At 67.3% G+C, this 22,428-nt stretch carries 20 protein-coding genes; 17 read left to right on the top strand and 3 right to left on the bottom strand.

Going from position 1 to position 22,428, the window contains the following annotated elements; all coding sequences use genetic code 11:
- Positions 1-4: 4 nt before the first annotated feature.
- Positions 5-454, bottom strand: coding sequence for an OsmC family protein (locus BLQ28_RS23930; protein ID WP_093245378.1), 450 nt, complete (start codon positions 452-454; stop codon positions 5-7).
- A gap of 281 nt (positions 455-735) precedes the next feature.
- On the opposite strand from BLQ28_RS23930, the gene BLQ28_RS23925 reads away from it, so the two are divergent.
- Positions 736-2,001 carry a porin gene (locus tag BLQ28_RS23925; protein ID WP_093245563.1) on the top strand — a complete coding sequence of 422 codons (1,266 nt, stop codon included), beginning with the start codon at positions 736-738 and terminating at the stop codon, positions 1,999-2,001.
- A gap of 94 nt (positions 2,002-2,095) precedes the next feature.
- Here the strand turns inward: BLQ28_RS23925 and BLQ28_RS23920 are convergent, their stop codons facing one another.
- On the bottom strand, positions 2,096-3,226 hold the full coding sequence (locus tag BLQ28_RS23920) for a hypothetical protein (RefSeq protein WP_093245376.1): 1,131 nt from the start codon (positions 3,224-3,226) through the stop codon (positions 2,096-2,098).
- A 49-nt stretch (positions 3,227-3,275) separates the two neighbouring features.
- On the opposite strand from BLQ28_RS23920, the gene ilvA reads away from it, so the two are divergent.
- Positions 3,276-4,886 carry a threonine ammonia-lyase, biosynthetic gene (gene ilvA / locus BLQ28_RS23915; protein ID WP_093245373.1) on the top strand — a complete coding sequence of 537 codons (1,611 nt, stop codon included), beginning with the start codon at positions 3,276-3,278 and terminating at the stop codon, positions 4,884-4,886.
- A gap of 72 nt (positions 4,887-4,958) precedes the next feature.
- Here ilvA and BLQ28_RS23910 read toward each other — a convergent pair whose 3' ends face one another.
- Entirely contained in the window at positions 4,959-5,588 is a 630-nt protein-coding gene (locus BLQ28_RS23910) for a type II secretion system protein N (protein ID WP_093245370.1), read from the bottom strand.
- 49 nt (positions 5,589-5,637) lie between these two features.
- On the opposite strand from BLQ28_RS23910, the gene gspG reads away from it, so the two are divergent.
- The 15 genes from gspG (at position 5,638) to BLQ28_RS23835 (ending at position 22,425) form a co-directional block, all read left to right on the top strand.
- On the top strand, positions 5,638-6,078 hold the full coding sequence (gene gspG, locus BLQ28_RS23905) for a type II secretion system major pseudopilin GspG (protein ID WP_093245367.1): 441 nt from the start codon (positions 5,638-5,640) through the stop codon (positions 6,076-6,078).
- Entirely contained in the window at positions 6,053-6,556 is a 504-nt protein-coding gene (locus BLQ28_RS23900) for a prepilin-type N-terminal cleavage/methylation domain-containing protein (protein WP_176801211.1), read from the top strand. The genes gspG and BLQ28_RS23900 overlap by 26 nt, the downstream gene beginning before the upstream one ends.
- Positions 6,553-6,939, top strand: coding sequence for a type II secretion system minor pseudopilin GspI (gspI, locus tag BLQ28_RS23895; protein WP_093245365.1), 387 nt, complete (start codon positions 6,553-6,555; stop codon positions 6,937-6,939). Before BLQ28_RS23900 ends, gspI begins: the two co-directional genes overlap by 4 nt.
- 92 nt (positions 6,940-7,031) lie before the next feature.
- On the top strand, positions 7,032-7,751 hold the full coding sequence (locus BLQ28_RS23890) for a PulJ/GspJ family protein (RefSeq protein WP_093245363.1): 720 nt from the start codon (positions 7,032-7,034) through the stop codon (positions 7,749-7,751).
- On the top strand, positions 7,748-8,758 hold the full coding sequence (gene gspK, locus BLQ28_RS23885) for a type II secretion system minor pseudopilin GspK (RefSeq protein ID WP_256327428.1): 1,011 nt from the start codon (positions 7,748-7,750) through the stop codon (positions 8,756-8,758). Before BLQ28_RS23890 ends, gspK begins: the two co-directional genes overlap by 4 nt.
- 128 nt (positions 8,759-8,886) lie before the next feature.
- The gene (gene gspL, locus BLQ28_RS23880) at positions 8,887-10,101 is read left to right on the top strand and encodes a type II secretion system protein GspL (protein WP_093245361.1); all 1,215 of its coding nucleotides are present in this window, start codon (positions 8,887-8,889) and stop codon (positions 10,099-10,101) included.
- A complete protein-coding gene (gene gspM / locus BLQ28_RS23875; protein WP_093245359.1) occupies positions 10,098-10,655 on the top strand; it encodes a type II secretion system protein GspM in 558 nt (185 codons plus the stop codon). Before gspL ends, gspM begins: the two co-directional genes overlap by 4 nt.
- A gap of 16 nt (positions 10,656-10,671) precedes the next feature.
- Positions 10,672-11,472, top strand: a complete 801-nt coding sequence (gene gspN / locus BLQ28_RS23870; RefSeq protein WP_093245356.1) for a type II secretion system protein N — start codon at positions 10,672-10,674, stop codon at positions 11,470-11,472.
- Positions 11,473-11,479: 7 nt separating this feature from the next.
- Complete coding sequence (gene gspD, locus BLQ28_RS23865; RefSeq protein ID WP_093245353.1) at positions 11,480-13,783, top strand: type II secretion system secretin GspD; 2,304 nt, start codon at positions 11,480-11,482, stop codon at positions 13,781-13,783.
- A 67-nt stretch (positions 13,784-13,850) separates the two neighbouring features.
- The gene (locus tag BLQ28_RS23860) at positions 13,851-15,242 is read left to right on the top strand and encodes a GspE/PulE family protein (RefSeq protein ID WP_093245350.1); all 1,392 of its coding nucleotides are present in this window, start codon (positions 13,851-13,853) and stop codon (positions 15,240-15,242) included.
- Between the two features lie 18 nt (positions 15,243-15,260).
- On the top strand, positions 15,261-16,499 hold the full coding sequence (gene gspF / locus BLQ28_RS23855; RefSeq protein ID WP_093245347.1) for a type II secretion system inner membrane protein GspF: 1,239 nt from the start codon (positions 15,261-15,263) through the stop codon (positions 16,497-16,499).
- 22 nt (positions 16,500-16,521) lie between these two features.
- Positions 16,522-17,421 (top strand): 5'-nucleotidase, encoded by a 900-nt coding sequence (locus tag BLQ28_RS23850; protein ID WP_093245344.1) that lies wholly within the window; start codon positions 16,522-16,524, stop codon positions 17,419-17,421.
- Positions 17,422-17,559: 138 nt separating this feature from the next.
- The gene (locus tag BLQ28_RS23845) at positions 17,560-19,821 is read left to right on the top strand and encodes a phosphocholine-specific phospholipase C (protein WP_093245341.1); all 2,262 of its coding nucleotides are present in this window, start codon (positions 17,560-17,562) and stop codon (positions 19,819-19,821) included.
- A gap of 131 nt (positions 19,822-19,952) precedes the next feature.
- The gene (locus BLQ28_RS23840; RefSeq protein ID WP_093245339.1) at positions 19,953-20,138 is read left to right on the top strand and encodes a hypothetical protein; all 186 of its coding nucleotides are present in this window, start codon (positions 19,953-19,955) and stop codon (positions 20,136-20,138) included.
- Positions 20,139-20,166: 28 nt separating this feature from the next.
- Positions 20,167-22,425 (top strand): phosphocholine-specific phospholipase C, encoded by a 2,259-nt coding sequence (locus BLQ28_RS23835; protein WP_093245336.1) that lies wholly within the window; start codon positions 20,167-20,169, stop codon positions 22,423-22,425.
- Positions 22,426-22,428: the final 3 nt, after the last annotated feature.

Here is a 22,428-nt window from a genome sequence, read left to right as displayed (position 1 = left end):
GGCGTCAGGTTTCGATCAGATCGAAACTTGTAGTGATCTCGGCGGTCTTCGCCAGCATGATGCTGGCCGAGCAATAGATTTCGTGGCTCAGCGCGATCGCACGCTCCACGGCAGAGGCCGGGATTCCCTTCCCGGCCACGGTGAAATGCATGTGGATCTTCGTGAACACCTTGGGATCTTTTTCCGCGCGCTCGCTGGTCAGCTTGACACTGCAGCGCTCGACACGATGCCGCCCGCGCTTCAGGATGAGCACGACGTCATAGGCGGTGCAGCCCCCCGTGCCGGCCAGCACGGTTTCCATCGGTCGTGCCGCGAGGTTTTGTCCGCCGTTCTCGGGTTTTGCAGCATCGGGAGCGCCGTCCATCATCAGAACGTGGCCGCTGCCCGTCTCGGCAACGAAGCCCATGGCCGATCGGGTGCCTGCGTCACCGGTCCAACTTACTGTGCATTCCATGGTTTTTGAAGGTTCCAGTCGAGGATGTCGGGCACAAATGCACGGCAACATCCATTAATGTGTGGGAAAAGCATCACTCGCTTGTTGCAACGCAACAAACAGTCGATATACTTTATTTCATTGCGCACCAAGCTGTGCGCACCCAGTTGTCTCCTCCACCCTTCCAATTGGTGGATTTAGCCCCGAGCTGCAAAGCTCGGGGCTTTTTTCTTTTCTGCGGTCCAAGAGGTTCCACGCCCCATGGCGCCACTCTAGCGCGCCACACAAAAAGGGCAGCTGCTCTGGCTGCCCTGGCTGTTGCCGGTGTTGCCTCGGCCCAGTCGTCCGTCACGCTGTTCGGTGTGGTCGACGCGTCGATCAGTAGCTATTCGAACAGCTCGCGTGATACGCACAACGGCATCTCTATCGGCGCCAACGGTCTGCCGGTCGTCAACCCGTTCTATGTGAACCAGGGTAGCGTCAAGGTCAGCAAGCGCGCGCTGGCCAATTCGGGCTACAACTCCAGCCGCCTGGGTTTCCGTGGCACGGAAGACCTCGGTGGTGGCCTGGCCGCCAGCTTCTGGCTCGAAGCCCCGATCAGCAATGACGATGGCGCCACTGGTGTTTCATCTTTCAAGCGCCGCTCGACCGTGAGCCTGTCCGGCGGTTTCGGTGAAGTCCGCCTGGGCCGTGACTACACCCCCACCTTCTGGAACGACACCGTGTTCGATCCGTTCGGCACCAATGGTGTGGGCAGCAACCTGATCAACACTGCCAACGGGTACAACCCGAAGAGCAGGTTCGACCCCACGGCCACTGGTGGCTTCGGTGGCAATACGAATTACGACCGCGCGAGCAATTCGATCGGGTACTTCCTCCCACCGAACCTTGGGGGTTTCTACGGTCAGGTGATGTACGCCTTCAACGAGCAGACGAAGTTCAAGTCCAACTCGGCCGCGCTGACCAATGCGTTCTATAAGGACAACACGGCACGCGCTGGTCGCTACGTCGGTGGTCGCTTCGGTTACGCCAATGGTCCCCTGGACGTTGCAATCGCCTACGGCAGCAGCATCACAGGCGATCAATACCAAGCTGGCATCACCAGCAAGGTGAACACGCTCAACCTCGGCGCCTCGTACGACTTCGGCCCCGTGAAGCTCTTTGGCGAGTACTCGAAGGCGAAGAACAAGATCGACTACGCAAGCCAACAGTTCAACATTGTTGACCGTGACAACGGCACCGATCTGACCGGCTACCTGCTCGGCGTGACCGTCCCCGTGGGCGTTGGCCTGATTCGCGCTTCGTACTCGGCGGTCAAGTACGACCGCAATCAACAGTTCGCGTTCAATCAGTTCGCGTTCAACAAGGGTGATGAGAAAGCCAACAAGCTAGCCATCGGCTACGTACACAACCTGTCGAAGCGCACGGCCCTGTACGCCACGGTCGCGCGCGTCAGCAACAAGAACGGCGCTGCGCTGTCGACCAGCAACCTGCTCTTCAGCAACAACACGACCTTCACCCCGAAGACATCGACTGGCTACGACTTCGGCATCCGCCACGCGTTCTGATCCGCAGGTCTTGATTCCCATGCTGGCTCGCGCCAGTTCGAATCGACAAAGCCTCAAGTCGCCCAGCTCACGTTGGGCGACTTTTTGCTCTTTCTCAGCTCATTCGTCCACGCCTGCTTTGCAGCAACCCCACATTCATTTCTCCGCTCAGCACCGATGCGTAGAAACGCTCGACCATGTTGACGCTCGTTCGCGCATTGCGCGCCAAGGTCAGCATGTCGATGCCCTGCCCATACAACAGCCGCAACGTGATCGCGGTATGACGCAGGCAATACAGCGTCCTCGACTGACCCAACGGTCCCTTTTCGAGCCCCGCTTTTTCGAGCACCCAGTGAAAGAAGAAGTTGAGCACCGCGAGCGCGTGCTCGCGGTTCTTCAACTGCGGCATGAAGATGTAGTCTTCCGCCCCGCCAAAGCCATGCTCGCGACGATAAGTGAGCAAACATTCATGAACCCGCACGGCCGGACGCAAGCTCACGATGGGCTGGCTGTGCCGCTTGGTCTCCGGCAGGTTCATTCGCAGGTAGACATGCTTGCCGCGCACGACCTCGATGTGCTTGTGCTTCATGAGCTTGATGTCGCTCGGACGCACGAAGGTGTTCACCATCCAGCGGATCAGCCAGGGCAACTCGTCCGGCATGACGAGCAGTTCGCGCGCAATCCAGAAGCGTTCGCCGGGAGCGAGTTGATCGAGCACCGGATGCGAGTGTCCGCGCAAGCTGCGCGCGGTCTCGATGATCGTCCGGTACTCGGCAACGCTGAAGCTGCCGCGCGGCTGGCTTCTCACCTTGACCTTCGGAAATGCAGGCGCATCGCGAAGCACCCCGATGTGCACGCCGTGCATCACCACCTTGCGCAACAGCACCAGGTACTGGGCAATCGTCGTACTGGTAAAGCCCTGCTCTCCGAGGCGATCTATCAAGCGTTGCGCGTCGGTGGTTGCAAACGACTGCGCTGGCACATCGCCCAGCAGCGGAACGATGTGCGCACGCAACCTGTTGCCCATCACTTGCCACGTGGCACGCCCAATTTCCTTTCGCTGGATGCGCGCGGCCTCTGCCTGCATCAGCCCTTTGGAAAGGTCGCTGACAGAAATTGATAACAAATTTTGCTCTGTCTTGAATTGATTGACGGTCGCGTGAACCGTGGGATAAGTGCGTTCAAAAAATCCCGAATCATTTGCAGCTGGGGCTTTGTTGAAGAGGTTTATGACATTTGTGTCCATGTCATATCCGCAAGCAATCCCGATGCCTCTTATCATCGTCAGTTAGCAAATGAAAACTCCCTTGAAAAAAATCATGCGCGGTGCGCCTGTTCATTCGGCGCTGACGCCCGCTGACTATCTCAGAAAAATTCTCAACGCCCGGGTTTACGACGTTGCGGTCGAGTCCGCGCTCGAGAAGTCGCGAGCACTCAGCGAGAGGCTCGGCAATACCGTGCTGCTCAAGCGCGAGGACCAGCAACCGGTCTTCAGCTTCAAATTGCGCGGCGCGTACAACAAGATGGCGCACCTGAGTGCCGAGCAATTGGCAAGCGGTGTGATTTGCGCGTCAGCCGGCAATCATGCGCAAGGCGTCGCATTGGGTGCGCGCAAGCTCGGCACGCGCGCAGTCGTCGTCATGCCGGTGACAACACCCCAATTGAAGATCGATGCGGTGCGCGGCTTCGGTGGCGAAATCGTCTTGCACGGCGACAGCTATTCAGACGCTTACTTGCACGCGCTCGAATTGCAGGCGCAGCAAAGCCTGACCTTCGTTCATCCCTTCGATGACCCCGATGTGATTGCGGGCCAAGGCACCATCGCCATGGAAATTCTGCGGCAACACCAGGGGCCGCTCGATGCCGTGTTTGTCGCGATCGGCGGCGGCGGTCTGATCTCCGGTGTGGCCAACTACATCAAGGCGGTACGCCCCGAGATCAAGGTGATCGGCGTCCAGATGAACGACTCCGACGCGATGATGCAATCGGTTGCCGCGCACGAGCGCGTGAACCTGCCCGACGTGGGCCTGTTCTCCGACGGCACCGCCGTCAAGCTCGTGGGCGAAGAAACCTTCCGCATCGCCAGCGAGCTGGTGGACGACTACATCGCCGTCGACACCGACGCCGTGTGCGCCGCCATCAAGGACATCTTCGTCGACACGCGCAGCATCGTCGAACCGGCGGGCGCGCTGGCGGTGGCGGCCATCAAGGAATACGTGGCGCAGCACGGTCGCCACGGCGAGACTTACGCGGCCATCCTGTGCGGCGCCAACATGAACTTCGATCGCCTGCGTTTCGTTGCCGAGCGCGCCGAAGTCGGCGAAGAACGCGAGGCGCTGTTCGCGGTCACGATTCCCGAGGAGCGCGGCAGCTTCCGCCGCTTCTGCGAGCTGATCAGCGAGATGCCCGCGAACACCGCCGCGCCTTCGGGTGGCGGCGCGCCGCGCAACGTGACCGAGTTCAACTACCGCATCAGCGATGCCGCCAAGGCCCATGTGTTCGTCGGCCTCACGACGTCGGCGCGCGGCGAATCGGCCACCATCGCGAAGACCTTCATCGACCACGGCTTCGACGCACTCGACCTCACGCACGACGAACTCGCCAAGGAGCATCTGCGGCACCTGGTCGGCGGGCGCACGGGCCTGGCGCACGACGAGCGGCTGCTGCGTTTCGTGTTCCCCGAGCGCCCGGGTGCGCTGCTCAAGTTCCTCAGCCTGATGCGGCCGAACTGGAACATCAGCCTGTTCCACTACCGCAATCAGGGCGCCGACTACGGCCGCATCCTGGTCGGGCTGCAAGTGCCGGCCGGTGAGGCCGCCGCGTTCGATGCCTTCCTCGAAACGCTGGGCTATCCCTACGTCGAGGAAACGGCCAACCCCGCCTACCGGCTGTTCCTGCAGGCCTGACGCACGGCGGAAAAGAAAAAGCCGGCGCAAGGCCGGCTTTTTCGTTCATTCGCTCGCGCAACAACGGCGCTGCTACTGAGCGGCGCCCCCCTGGGGCGGCGGCGTCATCGCCGGCTGCTGTTGCAGGGCCCCGCCGCCCATCTGCGGCGGCGCCGCGACAGCCGGCATGGTCGCGGGCAGAAGCCCTGCCGGCGCGGCCTGGGGCGCAGGCGTTGCCAGCGGAGGCGGCGGCACGCTGCTGCTGACGCTGATCGGCGCGCGCACGGGCAACTGCAGCGTGAACGCGGCCGGTCCATCGACCTGCGCACCCAGCGTCGCCGCACGCACACCCACCGACTGCAGCACGTAGTTGTCGCCCACCTTCGAGCCGACGCGGAACGGCCGGGGCGGCTTGCCATCGATGGAAATCAGCGCGGCCCCTTGCTTCGAGGGGTCCGCCACCACACCCGACAGCGCGAAGCGACTGGCCGCCTCGGGGGCCACGGGTGCCGTGCTCGTCGAAGGCAGCACGCCGAGCAACCGCGCGACCGCATCGGAATCGGCAGACACCGAAGGGCGCGGCATCGTCGCCGCGGCCGCCACAGCGTCGGCCGGCGAGGCCAGGCGCAGCCCCCAGAACACCGCGGCGCCGGCGGCCAGTGCCCAAAGACCGGTCGTTGCAAGTGGGGCATGCCAGCGGGCTGCGGAGTAAGGACTTGTCATGGCCGCGGATTATCATGCAGCGCGCTTTCCGAACCATGTCGCCCAACCTATGACCAAATTCCTTCGTGCCGCTTCCCGCACCGCCCAACGCGGCTTCACGCTGATCGAGCTGATGGTGGTGCTGGTCATCATCGGCGTGCTGGCAGCGCTGATCGTGCCGAACGTGATCGAGCGCGCCGACGACGCCCGCGTGACGGCCGCCCGCACCGACATCAACAACCTGATGCAGGCGCTCAAGCTCTACCGCCTGGACAACCAGCGCTACCCGACCGCCGAGCAGGGCCTGCAGGCGCTGCTCACGCGCCCGACCACCGGCCCGGCCGCCCCCAACTGGAAGCCCTACGTCGAGAAGCTGCCCAACGACCCCTGGGGCCATCCCTACCAGTACCTGAACCCGGGCATCAAGGGCGAAATCGACGTGCTCTCGTTCGGCGCGGACGGCGTGAGCGGCGGCGAAGGCAAGAATGCCGACATCGGCAGCTGGCAGTAGCGGCACCGGCGCCCGCCGCCACCCCAAGCAGCAGCGCCGCGCCCTCGGCGGCTTCACCCTGCTGGAGTTGATCGTCGTGATCGCGATCATCGCGATCGCCACCGCCAGCGTGAGCTTCGCGATGCGCGACACCAACGCCGCCAAGCTCGACCGCGAGGCCGACCGGCTCGCCGCCCTTCTCGAATCGGCCCGCGCCCAATCGCGGGCCAGTGGCGTCGCGGTGCGTTGGCGGCCGGTCGAAGGCAGCTTCGTGTTCGATGGCCTGCCGGCCGACGCGCTGCCTGGCGGCTGGGTCGCCGAAGGCATCACGGCCCAGGTCTCGCTCGCCAGTGGCGTGCTGGTTCCCGCCTTGCAGCTCGGGCCCGACCCGATCATTGCGGCGCAACAGGTCACGCTGTATTCCGCCGGCCCGCCCGCGCGCGCGCTGCGTATCGCCACCGACGGGCTGCGCCCCTTCACCGTCTCCGCCGTGCCATGAGCCGCCGGCCCTTTTCTTCTTCCTCGCGCAGCGACGGCGGCTTCACGCTGATCGAGGTGCTGATCGCCCTGGGCATCGTCGCACTGGCGCTCGCCGCCGGCTCGCAGGCCACGATGTCGCTCACGCGCAATGCGCAGCGCCAGTCCGACTTGGTGCTGGCCGACCTGTGCGCCGAGAACGAACTCGCCAAGGCCCGCCTGTCGCGGCAGATGCCGGCGGTGGGCGATTCGGGTTCGATCTGCGTGCAGGCGGGCGCGTCGTTCAACGTGACGACCTCGACGGTGCCCACGCTCAATCCCAACTTCCGCCGCGTCGACGTGCAGGTGCGCGACGAAGGCAACGCGCCGATCCTGCGCATCTCGACCATCGTGGGGAGGTACTGATGACCGGCCCCAGGCTGCACGCGCCTCGCGTCGCTTCTCCTTCTTCTCCTTGCCGGGCGCAACACCCACGGCCGGACGAAGCCCGCTCCCCGATGCTCCAGCAGCGGGCCTCGCGACATCGGGCGCGCGGCTTCACTCTGATCGAGTTGCTGGTCGCCATCTCCGTGATGGCGCTCCTGTCGCTCGTGAGCTGGCGCGGGCTCGACAGCATGTCGCGCGCCACCACGCAGAACCAGCAACGCGCCGACGCCGTGCTGACGCTGCAAGCCACGCTCGCCCAGTGGGGCGCCGACCTCGACGCCACGACCGCGCTCGCCCAGACCCGTCCGATCGACTGGGATGGCCGCGTGCTGCGCCTCACCCGCCGCAACAGCGACGCGGCCGCACCGGCGGTGCAGGTGGTGGCATGGACACTGCGCGGCGGCCCCGACGGCGTGCGCTGGCGACGCTGGCAATCGCCCACCTTCACCACGCGCGGCGAATGGCAGCAGGCCTGGAACCTCGCCGCCAGTTGGGCGCAAGACGGTGGCGCGCAACCGGGCGGCTACGGCGACGTCGCCTTGATGGCCGCCGACAGCTGGCAGCTCTTCTTCTTCCGCGACAACACCTGGGTGCCGGCCGGCGAGTTGCCCGCCGCCACGCCTCCGCCGACCAATCCGCCCACGCCGGGCAACCCAGCCAGCCCCACCACCCCCATCGTCAACATGCCCGATGGCGTGCGCCTGGTGCTGAGCCTGCCGCCCGGCGACGGACTGTCGGGCGTCCTCACCCGCGACTGGGTCCGGCCGACGGTCGGAGCGCCGAAATCATGACGACGCCGCGCACCACCCAGCCGATGCAACGCGCGCGCCGCCAGGCCGGTGCCGCGCTGCTCGCCGCCATGCTGACGGTGATGCTGGTCGCCACCTTCTCCGCTGCGGCGCTGTGGCAGCAATGGCGCGCATCGGAAGTCGAAGGCGCCGAGCGCGCACGCGTGCAGGCCGCCTGGGTGTTGATCGGCGCGCTCGACTGGTCGCGCCTGATCCTTGCCGAAGACGGCCGCGCCGGCGGCGCCGATTACCTGGGCGAGCCCTGGGCGGTGCCGCTCGAAGAAGCGCGCCTCACCAGCTTCCTGGCGGCCGACAAGAACGTGTCGAGCGACAGCCTCGACGGCCTGCCCGACGCGTTTCTCTCGGGCCGCATCGTCGATGCGCAGTCCAAGCTCAACGTGCTGTCGCTGGTCGATGGCGGCAAGCCGGCGCCGGCCGCTGTCGCCACCTTCACCCGGCTGTTCAACCTGCTGGGGCTGCCGGTGTCGGAACTCAACCGGATGACCGCCGGCCTGGCCAGCGCACTGTCGAACGGCACCACAGCCGATGGCAGCGCCGACGTCGATGCCGGTGCCGCGCCGCTGCTGCCGCAAGAGGTCTCGCAGCTGGTGTGGCTGGGCCTCTCGCCCTCGACCGCCGCGGCGCTGCAACCCTACGTGACGATCCTTCCGGTGCGCACCACGCTCAACATCAACACCGCCAGCGCCGAGGCGATCAGCGCCAGCATGGAGTCGCTCAGCATCGCCAACGCGCGGCAGCTGGTCGACCGCCGCACGCGCGCCTTCTTCAAGGATCTCGCCGCCGCCAATGCCGCATTGCCCAACGGCAGCTCGCCCTTCAACGCGACGCAGCATGGCGTGGGCACCCAGTTCTTCGAGGTGTACGGCCGCCTGCGCCTGGACCGCACCTGGGTCGAGGAACATTCGCTCCTGCAGCGCAACGGCATCACGGTGACGACGGTCTGGCGCACGCGCGGCGCCGGTGCGACGAACACTCCGGTCAAACCCTGATGTCGAAAGTAATCTTCCTCCTCAAAAAGGCCGTTCCAGAAGCGTCATATCTGCGAGTTACGCTATCGAAATAAGAGCGTTCTGCTGTAAGACGCCCACCTACAATCACCGGCTTTTCCAAGATCGACATGACTCCCCTGCTGCTCATTGCCCCCCTCCCTCCGGCCGACGCCGCGGGTGAGTACGACTGGGCCCAGGCAGGCGACGACGGCATTGCGTTGCGCAACCAAGGCCGCGCGCTGCTGGCGCTCCTGCCATCGAGCACAGAAGTCACGCTCGGCATTCCTTCGGCCGCGTTGTCGTGGCACCGCGTCACGCTGCCCAAGGGCAGCACGGGCAGCGCCTCCAAGCTGCGCGCCGTGCTCGACGGCCTGCTCGAAGAGCACCTGCTCGACGACCCCGAAGCATTGCACTTCGCGCTCGAACCCGACGCCAAGGCTGCCGGCACGCCGGTGTGGGTCGCGGCCTGCAACCGCATCTGGCTGCGCAGCGTCGTGCAGGGGCTCGAAGCGGCGGGGCGGCGCGTGGTGCGCATCGTCCCCGAGTTCGCGCCGCAGCCGGCCGACGGCCCGCCGCTGTTGCAGATCACGGGCGAACCCGAGGCGCCGCAGCTCACCGTCTGCGATGCCGATGGCGTCGTCTCGCTGCCGCTGGCCGGTGCCGGGCTGGCCCTGTCGGGCGGCCTGCCGCTCGACACCGCCGTCATCACCACCGAGCCCGCCGTGGCCGAAACGGCCGAGCACCTGCTCGGGCGCCGCGTGCCCATCGTGCAGACGCCGCAGCGCTGGCTGCAGGCCGCGCGCACGCCCTGGGAGCTGGCGCAGTTCGACCTTGCCGCAACCGGCCGTGCGCGTGCCGGCAAGCGTTTCGCCTCGGTGCTCCAGACCCTGCGCTACGCACCCGAGTGGCGCGCCGCGCGCTGGGGCGCCGTCGCGCTGCTGCTGACCCAACTGATCGGCCTCAATGCCTGGGCCTGGAAAGAGCGCAATGCGCTCGAAGCCAAGCGCAAAGCTGCAGACGCCATCCTCACCCAGACCTTCCCCTCGGTGAAGATCGTGGTCGACGCGCCGCTGCAGATGGCGCGCGAGGTCGCGGCACTGCAGCAGGCCGTGGGCGACGTGGCCAGCAGCGACTTCGAACCGATGGTCGGCGCGCTCGCCACCAACCTGCCGCCGGGCAAGGTGCCGGCCGCCGTCGACTACAGCGCCGGCCAGTTGCGCCTGCGCGGCCTCGGGCTGCAACCGTCCGAGGTCTCCCAGCTCACCGGTGCGCTCGCGCCGCGTGGCTACAACGTGCGCACCGAAGGCGATCTGCTGCTGGTACAGGCCGAGGCCACCCGATGAATTTCAGCGAACAGCTCAAGGCCCGCTGGGCCACCCTTGAAGCGCGCGAGCGCCGCCTGGTCGCCGCCGCGGTCGCGCTCGTGGCACTCGCCTTGCTTTGGTGGATTGCGCTCGCACCCGCGTTGCGCACGCTGGCCGCGGCCCCGGCCGAACACGCGAAGCTCGATGCCCAGCTGCAGCAGATGGCCACCTTGCAGAACCGCGCGAAGGCGATGCAGTCGCAGCCCCGGCTGAACCGCGACGACGCCATGCGTGCGCTCGAAACCTCGGTGCGCGAGGGCCTGGGCACCCACAACGCCCAGCTCATGAACGCCGGCGGCGACGGTGCCACCGTCACGCTGCGCGCGGCGCCCGCGCAGGCGGTCGCCCAATGGCTGGCGCAGGCACGCGGCAACGCCCACGCGGTGCCTCGCGAAGCCCACCTGACCCGCGCCCCCGCCGCAACGCCGACGACGCCCACGACACCCGCAGCAGGCAGCAAGGACGCATCGGCGCAAGCGCCGCAGGTCCGCTGGGAAGGCACGCTCGTCATGGCGCTGCCCGCGGCGCGATGAGCCACGGCAACCCGGCATGGTGACGCGCCCCCTTCTCCCCGAAACCAGGCCGCGCGGCGGCTGGCGCTGGGCCCTGCTCGGCGTCGTGATCGGTGCCGTGCTCACGGTGGTGCTGTTCGCGCCCGCGCGCTGGCTCTCGGCCGCGCTGTCGAGCTGGAGCCAGGGCCGGCTGGTGCTGGCCAACCCGCGCGGCACCGTCTGGAACGGCACGGCCGCCGTGGTGTTCGCCAGCGGTGCCGGCGGCGCCGAAGCCATCTCGTTGCCGGGCCTGCTGCACTGGCGCATGCGGCCGAGCTGGAGCGGCATGTCCGCCAGCCTCGACCTGCCCTGCTGCGCGGCCACGCCGCTCGAGCTCAAGGCCAGCCCGCGCGCCAAGGGCATGCAGCTCGAATGGCAGGACGCGCGCTCGCGCTGGCCCGCGACCATGCTCACCGGCTTGGGCGCGCCCTGGAACACGCTCAAGCTCGACGGCGCGCTCGACCTCTCCACCAAGGCCTTCGCGATGCAGTGGGACGGCCCCACGCTGCACATCGCGGGGCAGGCGACGCTCGACGCCACCGATGTTTCTTCCAGCCTGTCGACCCTGCGGCCGATGGGCAGCTACCGGCTCACGCTCGAAGGCGGCAACCGTCCCACGCTGCTGCTCAGCACGCGCGAGGGCAGCCTCGAGTTGAACGGCAGCGGCAGCTGGAACGGCACCACCTTCCGCTTCAATGGCGAAGCCAGTGCCGCGCCCGGCCGCGAAGACGCGCTTTCCAATTTGTTGAACATCATCGGACGACGCGACAACGCGCGTTCGATCATCACCCTGGGTTGATCCGATCATGATGAAGCCACTGTCTTCGCCCGGCGCCCGCCTCGGCATCGTCGCCATCGCGGCGCGCATGCTGATCGCGGCGTCGCTCCTGCAGGCCGTCTCGCCTGCCTTCGCACAGGCCGGCGACGCACCGCGGCGCGGCGAACCGATCACGCTGAACTTCGCCAACGCCGACATCGAGGCCGTGGCCCGCACCATGGCCGTGGTGACCGGGCGCGATGTGGTGGTCGATCCGCGCGTCAAGGGCACGATGAACCTCGTCACCGACCGCGCCATCGCACCGGCCGCCGCGTTCAACCAGTTCGCCTCGGCGCTGCGGCTGCAGGGCTTCACGGTGGTCGAGGCCGACGGGCTCTACAAGGTCGTGCCCGAAGCCGACGCCAAGCTGCAGAGCAGCACGGTCAACACCTCCATCGGCGCGACCGCGTCGAGCGGCAGCAACCAGATCGTCACGCAGATCTTCAGGCTCAACTACGAGTCGCCCAACAGCCTGCTGCCGGTGCTGCGCCCGCTGATCCCGCCGAACAACACCATCAACGTGAACCCGGGCAACAACTCGCTCGTGATCACCGACTACGCCGACAACATGCGCCGGCTGGCCCGCATCATCGCGTCGCTCGACGTGCCCAATGCGTCGGACATCGAAGTGATCCAGCTCAAGCACTCGGTCGCCACCGACCTGCTGCCGTTGGTCCAGCGGCTGGTCGACGGCAGCGGCTCGGGCGCACCGGGCGCCGCCGCCGCGCCGGGCGCGGCCGATGCGTCGTTCCGCACCACGCTGCTGGCCGATCCGCGCAGCAACTCGCTGATCTTGCGCGCGGCCAATCCGGCGCGCGTGCAGCTCGTTCGCACGCTGGTCGAAAAACTCGACCGCGCACCCACGGACAGCGGCAACGGCGCGGCCGGCAACATCTACGTGGTCTACCTGAAGAACGCCGACGCGGTGCGGCTGGCAGCCACGCTGCGCGCCGCGATGGCGGCCAACCAGCAGTCGGGTGCGCAAGGCGCCGTGGGCGGTGGCGGCAGCAGCCCGGTGCCGCAGCAAAGCAGCGCGCCGCAGGCCATGCAGACCAGCATGAGCGGAAGCAGCGGCGGTGGCTCGGCTGCCGCCAATGCGCCGCTGAACAACAACAACCAGCCCTCGACCGGCGGCCAGATCCAGGCCGACCCGACGACCAACTCGCTGATCATCACCGCGCCCGAGCCGCAGTACCGCCAGATCCGCGCGGTGATCGACAAGCTCGATGGCCGCCGTGCGCAGGTCATGATCGAAGCGCTGATCGTCGAGGTCAACGCCACCAAGGCGGCCCAGTTCGGCGTGCAATGGCAAAGCGCGCTCGGCAGCAACGGCGTCATCGGCACCAACTCCAGCCTCAACAAGTCCAACATCCTGGCACTGACGCAGGCACTGGCCACCCGCAACCCCGCCAACCTGGCGGGGTCGATCCAGCCGGGGCTGAACATCGGCATCGCGGGCAAGATCGGTGGCCAGTACATCCTGGGCGCGGTGGCGAACTTCTTCAGCAACGACAACGACGCCAACGTGCTGTCCACGCCCAACCTGCTGACGCTGGACAACGAAGAAGCCAAGATCGTGATCGGCCAGAACGTCCCCTTCCCCACGGGCTCCTACGCCAGCACTTCGGGCTCGGTGGGCGTGAACCCGTTCACCACCGTCGAGCGCAAGGACGTCGGCCTCACCCTGCGCGTGCGTCCGACCATCAACGAAAACGGCACCGTGAAGATGACGATCTTCCAGGAGACCTCCAACGTGACGGCCGGCACCCTCACCGATCCGAACGGTCCGACCACGGACAAGCGCTCGCTCGAGTCGAGCGTGCTCGTGGACGACGGCGGCCTCGTGATGCTCGGCGGCTTGCTGTCCGACACCTACGGCACCAGCATCGACAAGGTGCCGCTCGCTGGCGACATCCCGGTGTTCGGCAATCTGTTCAAGAGCGAGAACCGCTCACGCAGCAAGAAGAACCTGATGATGTTCCTGCGCCCGGTCGTGATGCGCGACAACGCGTCGACCGAGGCTTTCGCCTACGACCGCTACGACCAGATCCGCGCCCTGCAACAAGTGGCGCAACCCAATGCCGACAACGTGATGCTGCGCGCCGTCGATGCCGCGCCGGTGCTGCCGCCGCTAGGCACCTCCGACAACCGCACCGGCACCCTGCGCGAGCAAGGCACCCAGCTGATTCCGCAGCCGTCCGCGCCGGTCGACAACCGCAAGCTGGCCCCGAGCCCCCTGCGCGGCGCGCTGCCGCCCACGGGCGACCCGGTGAGCGCGCGCGAGCTGCCCTGATCGCCCCGATCGTTCTATCCTCCGTTTCAACGACGCCATCCACGCACACGCCCCGCCGACCCTGCCCATGCGCTATCCCCTGCCCTATGCCTTCGCTCGCAGCCAGCAATTGCTGCTCGAAGAGGCCGACGACGGCCGCTACACGCTGTGGATGTCGGCCCAGCCCGCGCGCAGCGCGGTCGGCGAGGTGTCGCGCAAATACGGCGTGCAGGCCTTCGAGGTGCTGGCCGACGGCGCGCTGGCGCAGCGCATCAGCGCGGCCTACGCGCAGGGCGAATCGAGCGCCGCCGCGGTGGTGAGCGAGGTGCAGAACGACGCCGACCTCTCGCGCATGATGCAGGAGCTGCCGGCGGTCGAAGACCTGCTGGCCAGCGCGGGCGACGCGCCCATCATCCGCATGCTGAACGCGCTGCTCACGCAGGCCGCGCGCGACGGCGCCAGCGACATCCACATCGAGCCCTACGAGCGCACATCGTCCGTGCGCTTTCGCATCGACGGCACGCTGCGCGAGGTGGTGCAGCCCAACCGCGCACTGCACGCCGCGCTGATCTCGCGCCTGAAGATCATGGCCGACCTCGACATCTCCGAGAAGCGGTTGCCGCAGGACGGACGCATCTCGCTGCGCATCGGCACGCGCGCGGTCGACGTGCGGGTGTCGACGCTGCCCAGCGCGCATGGCGAACGCGCCGTGCTGCGCCTGCTGGACAAGAGCGAATCGAAGCTCACGCTCGAATCGGTGGGCATGCAGGGCGACACGCTGCAGCGCTTCGAAAAACTCATCACGCAGCCACACGGCATCATTCTCGTGACCGGCCCGACCGGCTCGGGCAAGACCACCACGCTGTATGCCGCGCTGGCCCGGCTCGACGCGACGCGCAGCAACATCATGACGGTGGAAGACCCCATCGAGTACGAGCTGCCGGGCGTGGGCCAGACGCAGATCAACGCCAAGATCGAACTCACCTTCGCCAAGGCCCTGCGCGCGATCCTGCGGCAAGACCCCGACGTGATCATGATCGGCGAAATCCGCGACTTCGAAACCGCGCAGATCGCCATCCAGGCGTCGCTCACGGGCCACCTGGTGCTGGCCACGCTGCACACCAACGATTCGGTCAGCGCCGTCACGCGCCTGACCGACATGGGCGTGGAGCCCTTCCTGCTGAGTTCGTCGCTGCTGGGCGTGCTCGCGCAGCGCCTCGTGCGCAAGGTCTGCACGAGCTGCGGCGGTGCCGGCTGCGATGCCTGCGGCCAGACCGGCTACCAGGGCCGCACCGGCATCTTCGAGCTGCTGGTGGCCGACGAAACCGTGCAGGGCCTGATCCACAGCAAGGCGGCCGAGAGCGAACTGCTGCAAGCCGGCGCACGCGGCGGCCTGCGCCTGATGCGCGAAGACGGCGAGCGGCTGGTGCAGGCCGGCATCACCTCGCGCGCCGAGCTGTTGCGCGTCACGCGCGACTGACGCTGCGGCCTTCTTCCCATGCCCGCTTATTCATTCGAAGCCATCGATGCCAGCGGCCAGTCGCGCGAAGGCGTGCTCGAGGCCGACACCGCGCGCAGCGCCCGCAGCCTGCTGCGCGCGCAGGCGCTGATTCCGCTGTCGGTCACGCCGGTCGGCAGCGACCACATCAACGGCACCGGCGAACGCAGCGGCCTCGGCCGATGGCTCGGCGGCGGCAAGCGCGTCTTCAATTCCACCGGGCTTGCGGTGTGGACGCGTCAGCTCGCGGGCCTCGTGTCTTCGGGCCTGCCGCTCGAACGCGCGCTGACCGCGCTCACCGACGAAGCCGAATCCGAGCCGCAACGCAACCTGGTTGCGTCGCTGCGCGCCGAGGTCAATGCGGGCTCGCCTTTTGCGCGTGCGCTGTCGGCGCACTCGCGCGAGTTCTCGCCCATCTACACGGCCGTGATCGGCGCCGGCGAACAGAGCGGCAACCTCGGGCTGGTGCTCGACCGCCTCGCCGACGACCTCGAAGAACGCCAGGCGCTGCAGCAGAAGCTGATCGGCGCGGCGCTGTACCCGGCCATCGTCACGCTGGTGGCCATCGTCATCGTGATCTTCCTCGTGAGCTACGTGGTGCCGCAGGTGGCGCAGGTGTTCGCGGGCACCAAGCGCTCGCTGCCCTTCCTTACCACCGTGATGCTGTCGCTGAGCGCGGGCGTACGCAACTACGGCTGGTGGATGCTGGGCGCCGTGGTGCTGATGGCCATTGGCGCGCGCTTGGCACTCGCGCAGGAAGCCTTCCGCATGAAGTTCGATGCCGCGTGGCTCAAGCTGCCGCTGGTCGGCAAGCTTGCGCGCGGCTACAACGCGGCGCGCTTCGCGAGCACGCTCGCCATGCTGGCCACGGCCGGCGTGCCGATCCTGCGGGCGCTGCAGGCTGCGTCCGAAACGCTGGGCAACCGCGCGATGCGCGCCGACGCGCTCGACGCGCTGGTGCTGGTGCGCGAAGGCGCGCCACTGGCCTCGGCACTGGCGCAGAAGAAACGCTTTCCGGGCCTGGTCTCGATGTTCGCGCGACTGGGCGAGCAGACCGGCACGCTGCCGCTGATGCTGCAGCGCGCGGCCAACCAGCTGGGCGCCGAGGTGCAACGCCGCGCGATGCACCTGGCCACCATCCTCGAGCCGCTGCTGATCGTGGCGATGGGCGGCGTGGTGATGCTGATCGTGCTGGCCGTGATGCTGCCGATCATTCAACTCAACCAGTTCGTCAAGTGACAACGGCCAGGAAGCAGAACGCATGCCGGTAACGCTCGAAGACAAGCTCGTGGTCGCGATCTCCTCGCGGGCGCTGTTCAACCTCGAAGAAGAAAACCGCATCTTCGAGGCCGGCGACAACGAGGGCTACATGCGGCTGCAGCTCGACCGCATCGACGTGCCGGCCGCACCCGGCATCGCCTCCTCGCTGATCCGCAAGCTGCTGCGCTTCAATGAAGACGGCGTGCAGCGCGTCGAAGTGGTGATCCTTTCGCGCAACGACCCGGTCTCGGGCATGCGCATCTTCAAGTCGAGCGCTGCGGCCGACATCAAGCTGCAGCGCGGCGTGTTCACGCAGGGCCGCCCGCCCTTCGGCTACCTGCGCCCGTTGCGCGCGCACCTGTTCCTGTCGGTCAACGCGCAAGACGTGCGCGAGGCGCTGGCCGCGGGCTTCCCCGCCGCGCGGGTGCTGGTCGAATCGGTGAAGGCCAGCGACGCGTGGCCGAACGAAGTGCGCATTGCCTTCGACGGCGACGCGGTGCTGTTCTCGGACGAGGCCGAGCGCGTGTTCCAGGCCGAAGGTCTCGACGCTTTCCAGGCGCATGAACTCAGCAAGGCCGACCTGCCGCTGCCCGAAGGCCCGTTCAAGCCGCTGCTGGCCGCGCTGCACCGCCTGCAGCTGGCCGGCAATGCGCAGATGCGCATCCGCACCGCGCTGGTCACCGCACGCAGCGCGCCGGCGCACGAGCGCGCGATCCGCACGCTGATGAAGTGGAACATCCGCGTCGACGAGGCCATGTTCCTCGGCGGCCTGCCCAAGGGCGAGTTCCTGCGCGAGTTCGAGCCCGACTTCTTCTTCGACGACCAGACCGGCCACGTCGACGCGGCATCGCTGCACGTGCCCGCCGGCCATGTGTCCAGCGGCATCAGCAACGAGCCCTGAACGCGGCGCGATGCCGCGCCATGTCTTCGCCCCAGCTGTTGTTCCGGTCCGTCGATGGGCATGGCGCTGTCACGCTTGTGGCGTAGAACCCGGAATGCCCTGGGCGCCCTGCACGCCACGAACCGACGGAGCACGACCATGACCTCACGCCGCCAATTCCTCACAGGCACCGCCACCACGGGTGCCGCCGCGCTGGCGCTCTCGGCCTTTCCGCCAAGCATCCGCCGCGCGCTCGCCATTCCCGCCAACAACAAGACCGGCACGATCATGGACGTCGAGCACGTCGTGATCCTCATGCAGGAAAACCGCGCCTTCGACCACTACTTCGGCACGCTGAAGGGCGTGCGCGGCTTCGGCGACCGCTTCACCATTCCCCTGCCCAACGGCCTGAGCGTGTGGCAGCAGCTCGACGACGCGGGCCGGCAGGTGGTGCCCTACCACCTCGATGGCACCAAGGGCAACGCGCAACGCGTGAGCGGCACGCCGCACACCTGGATCGACTCGCACAAGGCCTGGGACGGTGGCCGCCTGTCCCAGTGGCCGCGCTTCAAGAAGGTGAGCAAGACGGCGCCCTTCACGCAGTCGATGGGCTACCTGACGGAGGCGGAGCTTCCGTTCCAGTTCGCGCTGGCCAACGCCTTCACGATCTGCGACGGCTACCACTGCGCGATGCACACCGGCACGCACGCCAACCGCGCCTTCCACTGGACCGGCACGAACGGCCCGACGGGCGCCAACGTGGCCTACGTGAACAACGTCAACAGCTGGGCGATGACCGGCCCCTCGACCGAGGGCTACGAGTGGAAGACCTATGCGGAGCGCCTGCAGGAGGCGAACGTCAGCTGGCTGGTCTACCAGAACATCTCCAACAACTACGGCTGCAATCCGCTGCTGGGCTTCAAGCCCTACCGCAAGGCGAACGAAGCATCCGCCAAGCCCGTTAATTCCACCGACGCCCAAGGAACCGCGCACGCCTATGCACCCGGCGACGATGCCGGCAACCCGCTCTACAAGGGCACCGCCAACACGCTGCCGGTGGCCGACCAGGCCGCCTTCGACGCGGGCGCGATCTTCGATGCCTTCCGCGCCGACGTGAAGGCGGGCCGGCTGCCGCAGGTGTCGTGGATCATTCCGCCCGACGTGTACTCCGAGCACCCCGGCCCGTCGAGCCCGGTGCAGGGCGCATGGTTCATCCAGCAGGCGCTCGATGCTCTCACCGCGGTGCCCGAGGTGTGGAGCAAGACCGTGCTGTTCGTCAACTTCGACGAGAACGACGGCTACTTCGACCACATGCCATCGGCCTCGGCGCCTTCGCCCATTCCATCGGCCGACCCCGCCGTGAAGGCCTTCGCGGGCAAGACCACGATGTCCGACGCGGACCTGGGCTTCGAGTATTTCAACCACCCGCCGCCGCCGGGCGTGCCCACCGCCCAGCCCAAGGCCGACGGCAATGTCTACGGCCCCGGCATGCGCGTGCCGATGTACGTGATCTCGCCCTGGAGCCGCGGCGGCTGGGTCAACTCGCAGACCTTCGACCACACCTCGGTGCTGCGCTTTCTCGAAGCGCGCTTCGGCGTCAAGGAGACCAACATCGGCCCGTTCCGCCGCGCGGTCAACGGCGACCTCACGAGCGCCTTCAACTTCGCCACGCCGAACGAAGAACTGCTGCCCACGCTCGCAGGCCGCAAGACCAAGGCCGAGGCCGACCGGTTGCGCGCCGAGCAGGACGCCCTGCCGCAGGTCACGCCACCCGCCGATGGCAAGCTGCCAGTGCAGGCCACAGGCACGCGGCCTTCGCGCGCCCTGCCCTACGAGCTGCATGCGAGCGCCAGGGCCGATGCGGCCGGCGGCACGCTGCAACTGCTGTTCGCCAACACCGGCAAGGCGGCCGCCGTGTTCCATGTGTACGACAAGCTGCACCTCGACCGGCTGCCGCGCCGCTACATGGTGGAAGCGGGCAAGTCGCTCGACGACACCTGGGCCGCGATGGCCGATGACGCCGGCGCCTACGACCTGTGGGTGTTGGGGCCGAACGGCTTTCACCGCCACTTCAAAGGCGACCTCGCCACGCTGAACAAGGCCAGTGCAGCTCGCCCCGAAGTCCATGTGCGCTACGACATCGCGAACGGCAATGTCCACCTGCGCATGCGCAACGACGGCAGGAAGGCCTGCACCTTCACCATCGCGGCCAAGGCCTACCGCACCGATGGCCCGTGGACCGCGACGGTGAACGGCGGCGCGACCATCGAGCGGCACTGGAGCCTGGCGGACAGCGGCCAGTGGTACGACTTTGCCGTGACCTGCGATGCCGACCCCGCCTACTACCGCCGCTTTGCGGGCCGCATGGAAACCGGCAGGCACACGGTGAGCGATCCGGCCATGGGCATGACCGACCTCTGAGCCTCACCATGCATCGCTGACGGAGCGGAAAGCGCACACAGCGTGCGCTTACACCTCCACATTGAAGGGGTCATCTCGATGTCACCCGGGCTGACTAGCCTCGGCGCCACAACATCGAGAGAGGATTTCCCATGCGACTCATCACGTCGCGCACGCATCACGCGTGCGCGCTGTTCTTCATTGCCTGCGCGCTTTCCGCGTGCGGCGGCAGCAGCAACAGTGTCGGCCTCCCCAACCCGCCCGTCGCGGGCACGCCAGACCCCACGCCCCCCGCACCGGACACCGGCGTCAAGCCCGAAAAGCGCTGCGCCCCCTGAGCGCCCGAAGAACCACAACGAGAAGTCCATGAATTCACGCCGCAAATTCCTCACGGGCACGGCCACCACGGGCGCCGCCGCGCTTGCCCTCTCGGCCTTTCCGCCGAGCATCCGCCGCGCGCTCGCCATTCCGGCCAACAACAAGACCGGCACCATCGAGGACGTCGAACACATCGTCATCCTGATGCAGGAGAACCGCTCCTTCGACCACTACTTCGGCACGCTGCCGGGCGTACGTGGCTTTGGCGACCGCTTCACCGTTCCGTTGCCGGGCGGGCGCAACGTCTGGCAGCAGAGCGATGCCGGCGGCAAGATCGTGCTGCCCTACCACCTGGACCAGACCAAGGGCAACGCGCAGCGAACGACCGGCACGCCGCACACGTGGGTCGACAGCCAGGATGCCTGGGACGGCGGCCGCCTGTCCCAATGGGCACGCCACAAGACCACCGCCGGCATGGGCTATTTCAAGGAAGCGGAGATACCGTTCCAGTTCTCGCTGGCCAACGCCTTCACGCTGTGCGACAGCTATCACTGCGCCATGCACACCGGCACCGATGCCAACCGCTCCTTCCACCTGACCGGCTCCAACGGGCCTGCCGCGCAGGGCGTGGCCTTCGTCAACAACGAATGGGACTGGCTCGACGGCCGCGCCCCGGCGGTGGACACCGGCTACACATGGAAGACCTACGCCGAGCGGCTCGAAGAGGCCGGCGTGAGCTGGATCTGCTACCAGAACATGCCCGACGAATGGGGCGACAACATGCTCGGCGCCTTTCGCCAGTACAGGCGCGCCAACCGGGCCTCGCCCTTTCCGGTCTCCAGCGGTCCAGCCCCCAGGACGACCTATATCGACAGCAGCCAGCCGGTGACCTTCCACGCCTACGACCCCGTCAGCGACAACCCGGGCAACCCACTCTACAAGGGCATCGCCAACACCTTGCCGGGGGACAAGCCCGAGGAATACCTCGATGCCTTCCGGCGCGACATCAAGGCCGGCCGCTTGCCCAAGGTGAGCTGGATCAACGCGCCCTCGATCTATTGCGAACACCCCGATCCGTCCAGCCCGGTGCAGGGCGCATGGTTCCTGCAGGAAATACTGGATGCGCTGACGGCCGTGCCCGAGGTCTGGAGCAAGACCGTGCTGCTCGTCAACTTCGACGAGAACGACGGCTACTTCGACCACGTGCCGTCGCCGTCCGCGCCCTCGCGGATCGACCCCACCAACCCCCAGAGCCCCATCGCGGGCAAGACGACGCTCGCCGACGCCGACATGGCGCACGAATACTTCACCCAGCAACCGCCGCAGGGCAGCAGCAACCAACCCGCACCCGACGGCCGCGTGTTCGGCCCCGGTCCGCGCGTGCCGCTGTATGTACTCTCGCCATGGAGCCGCGGCGGCTGGGTCAATTCGCAGGTGTTCGACCACACCTCGGTGCTGCGCTTCATCGAGGCCCGCTTCGGTGTGAAGGAGCCGAACATCTCGCCCTACCGCCGCACCGTGTGCGGCGACCTCACGAGCGCCTTCAACTTCGCGACGCCGAACAGCGAGGCGCCGCCCACGTTGACCGGACGCAAGAACAGGCCCGAGGCCGACCAGTTGCGCATCGACCAGGAAGCGCTGAAGCAGGTGCCGCTGCCGCTCGACCCGCAACTGCCGCGCCAGCCCACCGGCTCGCGGCCCTCCCGCGCGCTCCCCTACGAGCTGCACACCAGCGCGCTGGCCGATTCGACCGGCGGCAAGCTCAAGCTGCTGTTCGCCAACAGCGGCAAGGCGGCTGCCGTGTTCCATGTGTACGACAAGCTGCACCTGGACCGCCTGCCGCGCCGCTACGTCGTCGAGGCCGGCAAGACGCTGGACGACACCTGGGCCGCCATGGCCGACGATGCCGGCGCCTACGATCTGTGGGTGCTGGGCCCCAACGGCTTTCACCGCCACTTCAAGGGCAACCTCAACACCCTGCGCGCAGGCGGTGTGGCGCTGCCCGAGGTGCGCGTGTGCTACGACATCGCCAACGGCAACGTCTACCTGAACATGCGCAACGACGGCAAGGCCGCATGCAAGTTCACCATTACCGCCAAGGCCTACCGCACCGACGGCCCGTGGACCGCAACGGTGAACGGTGGCGCCAACGTGGACCAGCACTGGGCGCTTGCGGACAGCGGCCAGTGGTACGACTTCGCCGTCACCTGCGATGCCGACCCCGCCTACTACCGTCGCTTTGCGGGCCGCGTGGAAACCGGCAAGCACACCGTGAGCGATCCGGCCATGGGGTTGCCCGACCTCTGAGCG

The organism is Variovorax sp. EL159 (assembly GCF_900100965.1).
GTDB lineage: Bacteria > Pseudomonadota > Gammaproteobacteria > Burkholderiales > Burkholderiaceae_C > Variovorax.
The sequence above is the reverse complement of the archived record's forward strand: the minus strand, read 5'-3'. Positions and strand labels throughout refer to the sequence as shown.